General features: G+C 74.2%; 12 protein-coding genes. 6 read left to right on the top strand and 6 right to left on the bottom strand.

What is annotated here, in order from left to right:
* Positions 1 to 4 precede the first annotated feature (4 nt).
* The 5 genes from QEZ54_RS11735 to QEZ54_RS11715 form a co-directional block, all read right to left on the bottom strand.
* Positions 5 to 1,795, bottom strand: coding sequence for an ABC transporter ATP-binding protein (locus QEZ54_RS11735; RefSeq protein ID WP_281304574.1), 1,791 nt, complete (start codon positions 1,793 to 1,795; stop codon positions 5 to 7).
* The gene (locus tag QEZ54_RS11730) at positions 1,792 to 3,522 is read right to left on the bottom strand and encodes an ABC transporter ATP-binding protein (RefSeq protein ID WP_281304573.1); all 1,731 of its coding nucleotides are present in this window, start codon (positions 3,520 to 3,522) and stop codon (positions 1,792 to 1,794) included. Before QEZ54_RS11730 ends, QEZ54_RS11735 begins: the two co-directional genes overlap by 4 nt.
* Positions 3,523 to 3,529: 7 nt before the next feature.
* Positions 3,530 to 3,766 carry an MbtH family protein gene (locus QEZ54_RS11725; protein ID WP_281304572.1) on the bottom strand — a complete coding sequence of 79 codons (237 nt, stop codon included), beginning with the start codon at positions 3,764 to 3,766 and terminating at the stop codon, positions 3,530 to 3,532.
* Between the two features lie 67 nt (positions 3,767 to 3,833).
* A complete protein-coding gene (locus QEZ54_RS11720) occupies positions 3,834 to 4,883 on the bottom strand; it encodes an iron chelate uptake ABC transporter family permease subunit (protein WP_281304571.1) in 1,050 nt (349 codons plus the stop codon).
* Positions 4,880 to 5,935: an iron chelate uptake ABC transporter family permease subunit gene (locus QEZ54_RS11715; RefSeq protein WP_281304570.1), complete on the bottom strand. Its 1,056-nt coding sequence runs from the start codon at positions 5,933 to 5,935 to the stop codon at positions 4,880 to 4,882. Before QEZ54_RS11715 ends, QEZ54_RS11720 begins: the two co-directional genes overlap by 4 nt.
* 27 nt (positions 5,936 to 5,962) lie before the next feature.
* Between QEZ54_RS11715 and QEZ54_RS11710 the strand changes: the two genes are divergently transcribed.
* The 6 genes from QEZ54_RS11710 (at position 5,963) to QEZ54_RS11685 (ending at position 12,378) form a co-directional block, all read left to right on the top strand.
* Complete coding sequence (locus tag QEZ54_RS11710) at positions 5,963 to 6,958, top strand: (2Fe-2S)-binding protein (RefSeq protein ID WP_281304569.1); 996 nt, start codon at positions 5,963 to 5,965, stop codon at positions 6,956 to 6,958.
* Between the two features lie 72 nt (positions 6,959 to 7,030).
* On the top strand, positions 7,031 to 7,960 hold the full coding sequence (locus QEZ54_RS11705; RefSeq protein WP_281304568.1) for an ABC transporter ATP-binding protein: 930 nt from the start codon (positions 7,031 to 7,033) through the stop codon (positions 7,958 to 7,960).
* Complete coding sequence (locus QEZ54_RS11700) at positions 7,953 to 8,807, top strand: ABC transporter permease (RefSeq protein WP_281304567.1); 855 nt, start codon at positions 7,953 to 7,955, stop codon at positions 8,805 to 8,807. Before QEZ54_RS11705 ends, QEZ54_RS11700 begins: the two co-directional genes overlap by 8 nt.
* A 55-nt stretch (positions 8,808 to 8,862) precedes the next feature.
* Positions 8,863 to 9,774, top strand: coding sequence for an ABC transporter ATP-binding protein (locus QEZ54_RS11695; RefSeq protein WP_281304566.1), 912 nt, complete (start codon positions 8,863 to 8,865; stop codon positions 9,772 to 9,774).
* A gap of 9 nt (positions 9,775 to 9,783) precedes the next feature.
* The gene (locus tag QEZ54_RS11690; RefSeq protein WP_281304565.1) at positions 9,784 to 10,497 is read left to right on the top strand and encodes an ABC transporter permease; all 714 of its coding nucleotides are present in this window, start codon (positions 9,784 to 9,786) and stop codon (positions 10,495 to 10,497) included.
* A gap of 177 nt (positions 10,498 to 10,674) precedes the next feature.
* Positions 10,675 to 12,378: a DEAD/DEAH box helicase gene (locus QEZ54_RS11685; RefSeq protein WP_281304564.1), complete on the top strand. Its 1,704-nt coding sequence runs from the start codon at positions 10,675 to 10,677 to the stop codon at positions 12,376 to 12,378.
* Here QEZ54_RS11685 and QEZ54_RS11680 read toward each other — a convergent pair whose 3' ends face one another.
* Entirely contained in the window at positions 12,379 to 12,894 is a 516-nt protein-coding gene (locus QEZ54_RS11680; RefSeq protein ID WP_281304563.1) for a hypothetical protein, read from the bottom strand.
* Positions 12,895 to 12,957: the final 63 nt, after the last annotated feature.

The raw sequence follows: 12,957 nt of genomic DNA, 5'->3' as shown, positions 1-12,957 counted from the left end.
TAAGTTAGGTTAGCCTAACCTTTGTTTCAGTGGAAGTCGGCGTCCGCGCCTGCCACGCCCGCCACAGTCCGGCGTAGTACCCGTCGGCCTTGAGCAGCTCGTCGTGGTGTCCTTCCTCGACGATCCGCCCGTCCTCCAGCACGCACACCCGGTCGGCCGCGGCCGCCTGGGTGAGCCGGTGCGCCACGATCAGCGCGGTCCGCCCGCGCATCGCCGCCGACGCCGCCTCCTCCAGCACCCTGGCCCCCTGGCTGCCCGCCTCGGCGGTCGCCTCGTCGAGCACCACCACCGCCGGCTCGGCCAGCACCAGCCGGGCCAGCGCCACCTGCTGCGCCTGCGCGGCGGTCAGCGGATGCCCGCCCTCGCCCACGGCGGTGGCCAGCCCATCTGGCAGCGCGTCGACCCAGTCGAGCGCGTCCACGACCGACAGCGCGGCGCGCAGCTCGTCATCGGCCGCGCCGGGCTTGGCCAACCTCAGATCGGCGGCGAGCGGACCGGCGAACACCCGCGTCTCCTGGGTCACCATCGCGATGTGGCGCCGCAGCAGCGGCCCCAGCTTGGGCAGCGGCGCCCCGCCCGCCAGCGCCGCGCCAGAGTCGGGCCGCAGCACCCCGGCCGCGATGGCGGCCAGCGTCGACTTGCCCGCGCCCGTGGTGCCCACCAGCGCGACCCGCTCGCCGGGCGCGAGCCGCAGAGTCACCCCGTGCAGCACGGGCACCCCCGGGCTGTACCCGAACACCACGTCGACCAGCTCCACCGACGCGTCGGCGGGCTCCTGGGCCGCCACCGGCTCCTCGGTCTCCGGGATGTCCACCACGCCGACCAGCCGGGCCAGGCTCGCCCCGGCCAGCTGCACCTCGTCGAACACGAACAGCAGCATCCCGATCGGGTTGAACAGCCGGTGGAACAGCACCGCCGCGGCGGCGGTCTCGCCCACGGTCAGCGAGCCGTCGCGCACCAGCAGGAACCCGGTCACTAGGATCGCCGACAGGACGAGGAACTCGGCCCGGTTGACCCGCCCCACGAACCTCGTGAACAGCGTGAAGACCGACACCGACAGGTCGCGCCTGGCCGCCGAGGCGGCCTCCAGGCCGCGCATTCGCCAGCCGAGCAGCCGGTACGCGTGCACGGTGCGCACCCCGTGCAGCGACTCGACCAGGTGCTGCGAGGACTGCGCCCCGGCCAGCCGCTCGCGGGCGTAGACCGGTGACGAGCGGGGCAGGTACCAGCGCAGCGCCAGCACGTACAGCGGCACCGCGACCGCACCGGCCAGGCCCAGCCGCCAGTCGAGCCCGGCCATCGCGAGCAGGCTCAGCGTCCCCAGCAGCACCGACGACGCCATGGTCGGGATCACGTCGGCGACGGCCTTGCCGATGGTGGTGGCGTCGCTGCCGACCCGGGACAGCAGATCGCCCTGCCCGGCGCCCTCCACCATGGCCGACGGCAGCCGCAGCACCCGCGCCAGCACCCGTTCGCGCAGCTCGGCGAGGACGGACGCGCCCAGGCGCCCGGTCAGGTACGTGCCGAGCCCGGTGGCCAGTCCACCGAGGACGGCACAGCCGACCAGCACCGCCGCGACCCCGGCGACCACACCGACGGCGGCGCCTTCGCGCACCCGGTCCACCAGCACGCCGAGGGTGTACACGGTGGCGACCCCGGCGGCCGCGCCGACGGCCCCGGCGGCCAGCGCCCCGGCCAGGCCGGGCCAGCGTTCGCGCAGCGCGGCCGACAGGTAGCGGCGGCTGTCGCGGGCCGACGCGATGGGCAGCACGGCGGCGGTGAACACGTCGCTCATCGCAGCACCGCCCGGCGGTAGGCGTCCTCGGTGCGCGACAGGTCGGTGTGCGTACCGGTCGCGACGGCGCGCCCCTGCTCGACCAGCACGACCCGGTCGGCCACGGCCAGCAGCGCCGGACTGCTGGTGATCACGACGGTGGTCTGCGCCGGACCCGACGCCCGCTCCGGGTGGCGCAGCGCGCGCAGGCCCCGGGCGATGGCGTGCTCGGTGACCGCGTCCACGGCCGTGGTCGGATGGTGCAGCACCAGCAGCGGCGGCCGCGCCAGCAGCGCCCGGGCCAGCGCCAGCCGCTGCCGCTGCCCGCCGGACAGGCTGGCGCCGCGCTCGGCCACCGGGTGGGCCAGCCCGCCGGGTGCGGCCCGCAGCACCTGGTCGGCCGCCGAAGCCCGCAGCGCCGCCGCCAGCAGCTCCTGGTCCGGCTCGTCGCCCTCGGCCGCGCCGGCGGTCAGGTTGCTGCCGATGGTGCCGGTGAACAGGTCCGGGTGGTGCGGCTCGGCGTGCAGCGGCCAGCCGTCGGCGCGGTGCTGCCCCAGCACCGAGCCGCCCAGCCGGGCCTCGCCGCGGTAGTCGTCGGGCGGGACCCGCCCGGACAGCACCGCGGCCAGCGCGTCGCCGTCGGTGGCGCGGGTGGCCACGACGGCGACGAACTCGCCGCCGCGCACCTCGAGGTCCAGGTCGGACAGGGTGGAGTAGCTGAGTCCGGCCAGGTTCAGCTCCGGCTCCGGCGCCGCCTCGGCGGGCGCGGCGGGCTCGGGCAGCACGGCGGGGGCGGCCAGGACCGCCGCGATCCGGTTGGCCGACCCGCGCGCCTGCGCGACCCAGCCGGGGATGACCGCCAGCAGCCCCATCGGCTCCATCAGGAACTGCGCCAGCCCGATCACGGTGATGAGCTCCCCCACCGAGATGTCGCCGCGCAGCGCGAACCAGCCCGCCAGCACTGCGGCGGCGCCGGCCAGCAACGCGCTGCCGACGCCGGAGGCCGCGGTGTAGGCCCCCTGCGCCCGCGCGGCGCGGACCATCGCGAGCCGCGACCGGCCGGACACCTCGCGGTACCGGTCGGCGGCGGCGCCGGTCGCCCCGATCCCGGCCAGCGGGCGCAGCCCCGAGACCAGGTCGGTGGCCACGGCGGTGGCCTCACCGGCCAGTTCCTGCTGCGCCTCGGCCCGGCGGGTCAGCGCCGGGGTGGCCGCCTGCAGGGCGAGCAGCACCAGCGGGGTGCCGACCAGCACGGTCAGCCCCAGCGGCACGTCGATGGCGAGCAGCGCGGCGGCGCTGATCCCGATCGCCACCACCGCCCCGACCAGGCGCGGAATGTAGTCCAGCACGTACGAGGTCTGGTCGGTGTCGACCGTGGCCACGCTGAGCAGGTCGCCGGTGGCCTGCTCGGTGCGCAGGCCGCGCGGGCGCAGCACGGTGGCGGCCAGGTCCAGCCGCAGCAGGTGCGCCTCGTCGGCGATGGCCTGCATGAGCTGCCGGGCGCCGAACCGGTACGCCACCGTCAGCACCGTGAACAGCAGCCCCAGCGCGGCGATCCACCGGGCCAGGGCGTACCCGTCGCCGGTGGCGACGGCGCGGTCGACGATCACGCCGATGAGGATCGGCACCAGCGACTCGCAGACCTGGTGCACTCCGATCAGGGCGGAGCCGACGGTCAGCCGCCGCCGGTTGCGCGCGACGGTACGGCGCAGCACCGCGCCGCCGGTGTCGACGGTCGCCGTCGTCATCCCCGGGTCAGTTCGCGGTCGCCGCGGCGGCCATGCGCTCGCGCAGGCTCTTCGGGCGCAGGTCGGTCCAGTGCTCGTCCACGTAGTCCAGGCACGCCTGGCGGCTGGTCTGTCCGTCGGCGCCGAAGACGACGGTCCACCCGGCGGGCACCTCCTTGAAGGTGGGCCACAGCGAGTGCTGCTCCTCGGCGTTGACGAGCACGAAGAACGTCGAAGCCTCGTCGTCGAACGGGTTGCTGGACATGGCGCCTCCTAGATTCAAACCAAGGTTAGGCTAACCAAAGTCGGCAGTTGAGGCAAGGCAGCCCCGGTCACCGTCCCCGGCGGCCCTGCGCGGCCAGCAGCCACACCAGATAGACGCCGCCCAGGGCCACCGTCACCACGCCGACCGGCAGCGTCGTCGGCGCGAACGCCCGCGCGGCCAGGAAGTCGCTGCCCGCCAGCAGCAGCGCGCCCGTCGCCGCCGCCGGAGCCAGCGCGATCCCGGCGGTCCCGGCCAGGCGCCGGGCCAGCTGCGGCGCGGCCAGCGCCACGAACGAGACCGGCCCCGCCACGGCCGTCGCGGCGGCGGTCAGCGCCACCCCGACCGCCAGGTACGCCAACCGCACCGGCCCCACCCGTACGCCCAGCGCCGCGGCCGCCTCGTCGCCCAGCTCCAGCGTCCGCAGCCGCCCGCCGAGGCCCAGCAGGACCAGGGCGAGCGCCCCGACCACGGCCACCGCCGGGCCGACCTGCGCCCAGCCGAGCTCGTTGAGGCTGCCCTGGCCCCAGACCGCTGCCGCCATCGCCGTCTGCAGGTTCACCCGGATCAGGAACCACTGGTTGAGCGAGGTCAGGAACGCGCTCACCCCGATCCCCACCACGATCAGCCGGAACCCCTGCACCCCCCGCCGGTACGCGAACAGGTATACCGCCGCAGCCGTGGCCAGCCCGCCGACCAGCGCCCCGGTCGCCGTGACCGCGAACCCGCGCCCCACGAACACCATCGCCAGCAGCACCCCGGTGAACGCACCCGTGCCGAAGCCGAGCACGTCCGGGCTGCCCAGCGGGTTGCGCAGCAGCGCCTGGAAGACCGCCCCGCTCACCCCGAGCGCCGCCCCGAGCAGCAGCGACAGCAGCACCCGGGGCAGCCGCCACTCCAGCACCACCAGCCGGGCGGCCCGGCTGCCGCCGCCGGTCAGCACCTCCACCACCTGATCCGGCGGCAGCGTGAACTGGCCGGTGCCGAGTGCCAGCACCCCCACCCCGGCGCCGAGCAGCAGCAGCACCAGCACGCTCACGCACGTGCGTACGCCCAGCCGCACCGACACCGGTCCGGCCCGCAGCACCAGCATCCGGTGTCCGGAGTCGACGCCCTTCACACGCTCCTCGCCTTCGCCCGGCGCACCAGCAGGATCAGCACGGGCGCGCCGATGAGCGCCGTGACGATGCCCGAGCGCAGCTCGCCGGGGCGGATGACGACCCGGCCCACCACATCGGCGGCCAGCAGCAGCACCGGCGCCGCCACCGCCGTGTACGCCATGATCCAGCGCTGGTCCGGCCCGGTGAACCAGCGCACCGCGTGCGGCACCATCAGCCCCACGAAGCCGATCGGGCCCACCGCCGCCGTCGCCCCGCCCGCCAGCAGCATCACGGCCGCGACCGTCAGCACCCGGGTCCGCGTCACGCTCGTCCCGAGCGACCGGGCCAGGTCGTCGCCGAGGGCCACCGCGTTCAGCGACCGCGCCGCCACCGCCGCCAGCACCAGCCCCGCCAGGATGAACACCGCCACGGTCGCGGCGATCGGCATCGGACGGCCGGTCAGCGTGCCCACATCCCAGAAGCGCAGGTAGTCGAAGGCGCGCGGCCGCACCATCCGGATCCCCGACGAGATGCCGTCCATCACCGCGCCCAGCGCCACCCCGGCCAGGGTCAGGCGGACCGGGGTGGCCCCGCCCGAGCCCGCCGAGCCCAGCGCGTAGACCAGCACCAGCGCCACCGCCACCCCCGCGAAGGCGAACCAGACGTACGCCCAGATGCTGGTCAGGCCGAACAGGCCGATCGCGACGACGACGAACAGGCTGGCGCCGGAGTTCACCCCGAGCACCTGCGTGTCGGCCAGCGGGTTGCGCGTCACCGCCTGGATCAGCGCCCCGCAGACGCCCAGCGCGGCCCCGGCCAGCAGCCCCAGCACCGTACGCGGCAGCCGCAGCTCGCGCACGATCGTCTGGTCGTCGCTGTCCACGGGGTGCGCGAACGCGTCCCAGACGGTGTGCGGGGCGATGTTCCGGGTCCCGATCGTGATGCTGAGCAGGCAGACGGCGGCCAGCGCCAGCAGGCAGAGCAGCAGTCCGGCCAGCCGCCGCCGCGACCGCACGGCGGGCTCCGGCGGAACGGGTGGTGCGGGGGCCTGGACGGACAGCGGGGTCGACACTTACTTAGGATAGGCTAAGCTCATCCGGTGCGGCAGTCCCCACCCTCCGACCTCGCCGGCCTGCTCGCCGCCGTCGACCTGGGCTACCCCTTCACCATCCACGCAGGAGTCCCGGACGGTCCCGACTGGATCACCCTGGACCGGCTCGCCACCGACCCGGCCCTGCTCGACGCCTGGCTGTCCGACCTGCTGGCCGGTGAGGCGCGCGGCCAGCTCCCCGTCGCCGCCGTCAGCCTCGCCGCGTACGTCGCCTCCGCCGTCGCCGACCCGCTCACCGTCGCCCTGGCCACCCTCGGCCGAGCCTGGCCGGTCACCCCGACCGGCACCGCCGTGCACCGCCACCCCGACGGCTGGTGCGACGGCGTCGCGATCGCCCACCCCCAGCGGCCCCCCGCCGACGATCCGCTCCACCCGGCCGCACCAGACCCAGCCGCCGACCCTTTCCGCACGGCCGCGCACGACCCGGCCGATGAGGCCTACCGCACGGCCGCGCGCGACGTGGTCGCCGCGCTCGGGCCGGTGTTCGAGGCGATCCGGGCCCGGACCCGGATCGGCCGACCGGCCATGTGGGGCGGCCTCGGGGACATGATCGCCGCAGCCGCCGTCGACCAGGCCAGGTACCGGGGCACGGACCCGGGCGTCGCCTGGCACGGCGCGCAGCGCCTCGTAGACGCCATCGCCGAGCATGCGCCGCAGGTCCGGGCGCGCCGGTCGCTGGTCGTCATCGCACATCCCGGGCCGGCCGGGTTCGTCGCCCGGGGCACCTGCTGCCTGGACTACCGCGTCGGCGGCGACTACTGCACCCGCTGCCCGCTGCGCACCCCCGAAGACCGCCTCGCCCGCTGGACGACGGAGCTCGCGGCCGAACGGGGAGATCCGGAATCGTGGACGCCCGGTGCTGCTGTAGCGACACCCGGCGTCCACGATTCCGGATCACCACCGACGCACCCCGACCGCTGCGCGGAGTCACCGGGCAGTCGGGCGTGCCTGTGGGCAGAAACACCCGACTGCCCGGCGGCATGAGCCCGGTCTCAGGGTCGAAGCCAGGGTGAACACCTGATCTGCCGGGTGCGGGTGGGGGCTAGGTTGGCGGGCGTGCCCCTCATCGCGACACGTTCGCTGACCAAGACCTACCCGGGCGGGGTGACCGCCCTGTCCGATCTGACCCTGGCCGTCGAGCCGGGCATCATCGGGCTGGTCGGCGCCAACGGCGCCGGCAAATCCACGATGATCAAGACGCTGCTCGGGCTGCTCGCGCCGACCACCGGCGAGGTGCAGGTGCTCGGCCTGGACCCGACCAAGGCACCCGAGCAGGTCCGCGCTCGGGTCGGCTACATGCCCGAGCACGACTGCCTGCCGCCGGACATGATCGCCGCCGAGTTCGTCACGCACATGGCCCGGATGAGCGGCCTGCCGCGCACCGTCGCCCGCGAGCGCGCCTCCGAGGCGCTGCGCCACGTCGGGCTGTACGAGGAGCGCTACCGCCAGATCGGCGGCTACTCCACCGGCATGAAGCAGCGGGTCAAGCTCGCCCAGGCGCTGGTGCACGACCCGGACCTGCTGCTGCTCGACGAGCCGACCAACGGCCTCGACCCGGCCGGACGCGACGCGATGCTGGCGCTGATCCAGCGCATCGGCACCGAGTTCGGCATCTCGGTGGTGGTCTGCTCGCACCTGCTCGGCGAGATCGAGCGGATCTGCGACTCGCTGATCGCGATCGAGGGCGGGCGGCTGCTGCGCGCCGACCGGATCGACGCGATGACCACCGGCACCGACGTGCTGGCCATCGAGGTCGCCGAGGGCACCGAGCAGCTGTCGGCCGCCCTGGCCGAGCGCGGCCTGCGGGCCACGGCCGAGGGCCGGATGCTGCTGGTGCCGCTGGACGACGAGGCCACCTACGACCTGATCCTGCGTACCGTCGCGGATCTCGACCTGCCGCTGCACCGGCTCGACCAGCGCCGCCACCGGGTGGCCGAGCTGTTCTCCACCGAGGCGCCGACCGTCCAGGAGGCCACCCATGTCTGACACCAGTGTCATCCACGACATCGGCTACCAGCGCTACGCCGGAGCCCGGCTGGGGCGGGCGTACGCGGTGCGGGCGCTGTTCGAGCACGGGCTGCGGGTCGCGTTCGGGCTCGGCCGCAGCGCCAAGGCCAAGATCTTCCCGTGGATCGTCGTCGGCCTGGTCACCCTGCTCGCGGTCATCGCGGTGGCGGTCAGGGCGCAGACCGGCGAGACGTTCCTGCCGTACCAGGAGCTGCCGTCGGTGGCCAGCCTGCTGGTGCTGGTGTTCCTGGCCGTGGTCGCGCCGGAGCTGGTCTCACGCGACCTGCGCAACCAGACGCTGCCGCTGTACTTCTCCCGCCCGATCAAGCGGTCGGACTACGCGCTGGCCAAGTTCGCCGCGCTGTTCACCGCGTCGTGGCTGCTGATGGCCGGACCGCAGCTGCTGCTGTTCGCCGGTTCGGCGTTCTCGACCGGCACGGGCGCCGGCGCGTGGGCCGAGGCGCGGGGCATGCTCGGCGGCTGGGTCGTGTCCGCCCTGTACGCGCTGGTGTTCAGCAGCGTGTCGGTGCTGGTCGCGTCGCTGGCCAGCCGCCGCGCCTTCGCCGCGGGCGCGATCGTGGTCGTCTTCATGGTCACCACGCCCGTGGTCGGCCTGCTCATCTCGCTGGGCGGCGACGGCAACCTGGCCAAGCTCGCGCCGCTGGCCAGCCCGTTCCTGCTCCCCGAGGGGGTACGCGTCTGGCTGTACCACGCGGACAGCCTGCCGATCGGATCGTTCGGGCCGCTCTACGCCCTCGTGACCGTGCTGCTCACCGCCGCGTGCACCCTGCTGCTCCTGCTGCGCTACCGGAAGGTCTCCCTGTGAGCGCGAGGAGCGTAGCGAAGCGAAGCACCGCAAGCCGCGAACGAAAGGCAGACCTGTGACCGACCTCGAACTGCGCGGCGTCTCACGCTGGTACGGCAACGTCGTGGCCGTCAACGACGTCACGATGACGCTCGGCCCCGGCGTGACCGGCCTGCTCGGCCCCAACGGCGCGGGCAAGACCACGCTGCTGCACATGATGGCCGGGTTCCTGGCCCCGTCCCGGGGCGAGGTCCTGCTCGACGGCGTCGCGACCTGGCGCAACCCCGGCATCTACCGGCACCTGGGCCTGGTCAACGAGCGCGAGGCGGTGTACGGCTTCCTCACCGGCGCCGAGTTCGTCCGCGCCAGCGCCCGGCTGCACGGCCTGCCCGACCCGGCCGCCGCCACCCGGCGCGCGATCGAGCTGGTCGAGATGGCCGACGCGCAGGACCGGCGGATGGGCACGTACTCCAAGGGCATGCGGCAGCGGATGCGGGTGGCCGCGGCGCTGGTGCACGACCCGGCGGTGCTGCTGCTCGACGAGCCGTTCAACGGCATGGACCCGCGCCAGCGCATGCACATGATGCAGCTGCTGCACCGCCTCGGCGAGCAGGGCCGCACGGTGCTGTTCAGCTCGCACATCCTGGAGGAGGTCGAGCAGGTCTCCGGCACGGTCCAGGTGGTCGTGGCCGGGCGGCTGGCCGCCTCGGGCGACTTCCGCACCATCCGGCGGCTGATGACGCACCGGCCGCACGTGTTCGCGATCCGGTCCAGCGACGACCGGCGCCTGGCCACGGCACTGATGGCGTCGGAGTCAGTGGCCGGGGTGACGCTGGGCAAGGACGGGCTGACCGTGCACGCCGGCGACTACGGCACGTTCACCCGGGCGCTGCCCCGCATCGCCCTGGAGCAGGGCGTACGTGTACGCGCGCTGGTCCCGTCCGACGAGTCGCTGGAAAGCGTCTTCTCCTACCTGGTCTCGGCATAGGAGCCCGCGATGAACCTGACAATCGCCTGGATCACCCTGCGCGGCCTGCTCGGCCGGCGCCGGTCGCTGCTCCTGCTGCCGCTGCCGCTGATCCTGATCGGCATCACCGCGGTCGGCAAGGCCATCGGCGCCCAGCCCGACGAGCTCGCCGAGGACGTCCTGATCGGGATGGGGGTGGCGGTGCTGCTGCCGCTGGTCTCGCTGATCGTCGGCACCGGCGTGCTCGGTTCCGAGATCGACGACGGCACGGTGGTGCACATCCTCACCAAGCCGATCCCGCGCAGCCGGATCATCCTGGCCAAACTGGCGGTGGCGACGCTGGTCAGCGCCGTGGTCAGCGCGGTGCCGATGTACGTCGCGGCGGCCGTCGGCGGCGTCGCCGACCTGGGGCTCGCGCTGGCGGCGGCGTGCGCGGTCGGGGCGCTGGCCTACTCGGCGCTGTTCCTGGCGCTGAGCGTGGTCACCCGCCGCCCGGTCCTGCTCGGCCTGCTGTACGTGATCATCTGGGAGGGCCTGCTCAGCAACGTGGTCGCCGGGACCCGCTCGGTGTCGGTGCAGCACTACGTGATCGCGATCGCCCAGAAGATCTCGGGCAGCGACCTGATCGGCACCACGATCTCGGCCACCGTGGCGGCGGTGATGAGCGTGGTGATCACCGTCGCCGGAACGTGGCTGGCCGTACAGCGGCTGCGCTCCTTCTCCGTGGCGGGCGAGACGAGCTGACCGTGCCGCGATGTCGGGAGAGCGCCGTGACCGGTCCCCGGTGCGGCGCTTTCCCGTGTCCGCAGGCCGGTACGCGCCTGCGGACACGCCGAAGCCCTGTAGTAATGTGATCTTCTGAGGGCGGTTTGTCTGACTTACGGAAGCCCGCCGGGTAATCGCAGAGCCAGGAAGCGGGCCATGACCGAGCAACCGACGCAGCAGACGGCCGACGACACCGTCACCTTCGAAGACCTCGGCCTGCGCCCCGAGCTGCTCAAGGCCCTCACCGCCCTCGGTTACGAGGAGCCCACCCCGATCCAGCGCGAGGCCATCGGCCCGCTGCTCACCGGCGCGGACCTGCTCGGCCAGGCCGCCACCGGCACCGGCAAGACCGCCGCGTTCGCGCTGCCGGTGCTCCAGCAGTGGGCGCAGCTCGGCGCCGACCGCGACAGCCTCGACCCGGTCGCGCTGGTGCTGGTGCCCACCCGCGAGCTGGCCGTCCAGGTCTCCGAGGCCTTCCACCGGTACGGCCGCGAGATGGGCGTGCGGGTCCTGCCGATCTACGGCGGCCAGCCCATCGGGCGCCAGCTCGCGGCGCTGCGCCGGGGCGTCGACGTCGTGGTGGCCACCCCGGGCCGCGCCATCGACCACATCGGCCGGGGCACCCTGCAGCTGGGCGACCTGCGCACCGTCGTGCTCGACGAGGCCGACGAGATGCTCGACATGGGTTTCGCCGAGGACATCGAGGCGATCCTGCAGGAGACGCCCGAGCAGCGGCAGACCGTGCTGTTCTCGGCCACCATGCCCTCCCGCGTGGACGGGCTGGTCCAGCGGTACCTGCGCAACGCGGTCCGGATCCAGATGGGGCGCGCGGCGACCCCGCCCGGCGAGGCGCCCAAGGTGCGCCAGAGCGCGTACGTCGTGGCCCGTTCGCACAAGCCGGCCGCCCTCGGCCGGATCCTCGACGTCGAGTCGCCCACCGCCGCGATCGTGTTCTGCCGCACCCGCGAAGAGGTCGACCAGCTCACCGAGACCATGAACGGCCGCGGCTACCGGGCCGAGGCGCTGCACGGCGGCATGAGCCAGGAGCAGCGCGACCGGGTCATGGGCCGGCTGCGCGCGGGCACGGCCGACCTGCTGGTCGCCACCGACGTGGCCGCCCGCGGCCTGGACATCGAGCAGCTGACCCACGTCATCAACTACGACGTGCCGTCGGCGCCCGAGGCGTACGTGCACCGCATCGGCCGGGTCGGCCGCGCCGGTCGCGAGGGCGTCGCGGTCACCCTGGCCGAGCCGCGCGAGCACCGCATGCTCAAGACGATCGAGCGGGTCACCAAGCAGCGCATCATCATGGAGAAGATCCCCACCGTCGCCGACCTGCACGCCCGCCGCCTGGAGCTGACCAAGGCCGCGCTGCACGAGGGCCTGCTCGAGGAGGACTACGAGCAGTTCCGGGTGGTGGTGGAGACCCTGGCCGACGAGTTCGACATCGTCGAGGTGGCGCTGGCCGCGGTGAAGCTGGCGCACGAGGCGATGGGCAACGCCCCCGACGACGAGGTCATCCCGGACCTGTCCGAGGCGGCCGAGCGGCCCGACCGCAAGCGTGAGGCCGGGCGCGCCGGCAGCCGGGGGCCGAGCTCGGGCGCGGTGAAGCTGTTCGTGGGGCTGGGGCGGCGCAACGGGGTGCGGCCGCAGGACCTGGTCGGGGCGATCGCCGGCGAGTCGAGCCTGTCCGGGCGCGACATCGGCGCGATCGAGATCGCCGACCGGTTCTCGCTGGTCGAGGTGCCCTCAGGCGCCGCTGACGAGGTCATCGACGCGCTGCGCAACGCCACGATCAAGGGCAAGCGGGTGACGGTGCGCCGCGACCGCGACCGGGCGCCGCGCCGCGAGCGCTGGTAGTCACGCCCCGAACAGGCCGTCCTGGGTGGACTCGCCCAGGTCGGCACCGCTGTGCACGGGGGCGGGCCGCTGCCGCGCCGGGGCGGAGAACAGCTTGCCGGCCGGGCCGTTCGCGGCGCCGACTCCGAACGGCACCAGCAGTACCGGCTCCGGGGGCTCGGCGAACCGGCCGGTGCCCCAGCGCACCCACAGCGCGACCCGGCCCGCCGCCGCCTCAGCCTGCAGTTTCTCCAGGGTGCGCCGCCGATCGGACTGGTCGATCTCGACCACCACCGGCGGACCGTCGGGGCGGCCGATCCCTACGTCGACCCATGAGTGCCGGTCGGCGTACGGCGGTGGCAGCGGCACCACGCTGCGTGCCTTGCGGTAGACCCGCCAGCCCTGCGCGGTCCCCCACGCCAGCACCGCCTCGACCAGCAGCCGCGTCACCCCGTCGGCGTCGGCGCCGCTGAACTCCAGCCCGCCCAGCCATGACGTCAGCGACCCCGCGACCTGCCGCCCGTCGCCGCCCACCACGCGCCCCTCTCCGCCCGTTGGGAAGGGGCCCTTCTACTACGGAAAGCGAGAAGAAGGGGCCCT

It is taken from the genome of Catellatospora sp. KI3 (genome assembly GCF_029948125.1).
In the GTDB taxonomy this organism is placed as follows: domain Bacteria; phylum Actinomycetota; class Actinomycetes; order Mycobacteriales; family Micromonosporaceae; genus Catellatospora.
Note: the sequence above shows the minus strand (reverse complement) of the source record. Positions and strands in the feature narration are given on the sequence as shown.

Bases quoted from the DNA above. Each gene is read 5' to 3' on its own strand.
- QEZ54_RS11735 (WP_281304574.1), bottom strand. From the start codon at position 1,795: ATGAGCGACGTGTTCACCGCCGCCGTGCTGCCCATCGCGTCGGCCCGC.
- QEZ54_RS11730 (WP_281304573.1), bottom strand. From the start codon at position 3,522: ATGACGACGGCGACCGTCGACACCGGCGGCGCGGTGCTGCGCCGTACC.
- QEZ54_RS11725 (WP_281304572.1), bottom strand. From the start codon at position 3,766: ATGTCCAGCAACCCGTTCGACGACGAGGCTTCGACGTTCTTCGTGCTC.
- QEZ54_RS11700 (WP_281304567.1), top strand. From the start codon at position 7,953: ATGTCTGACACCAGTGTCATCCACGACATCGGCTACCAGCGCTACGCC.
- QEZ54_RS11690 (WP_281304565.1), top strand. From the start codon at position 9,784: ATGAACCTGACAATCGCCTGGATCACCCTGCGCGGCCTGCTCGGCCGG.
- QEZ54_RS11685 (WP_281304564.1), top strand. From the start codon at position 10,675: ATGACCGAGCAACCGACGCAGCAGACGGCCGACGACACCGTCACCTTC.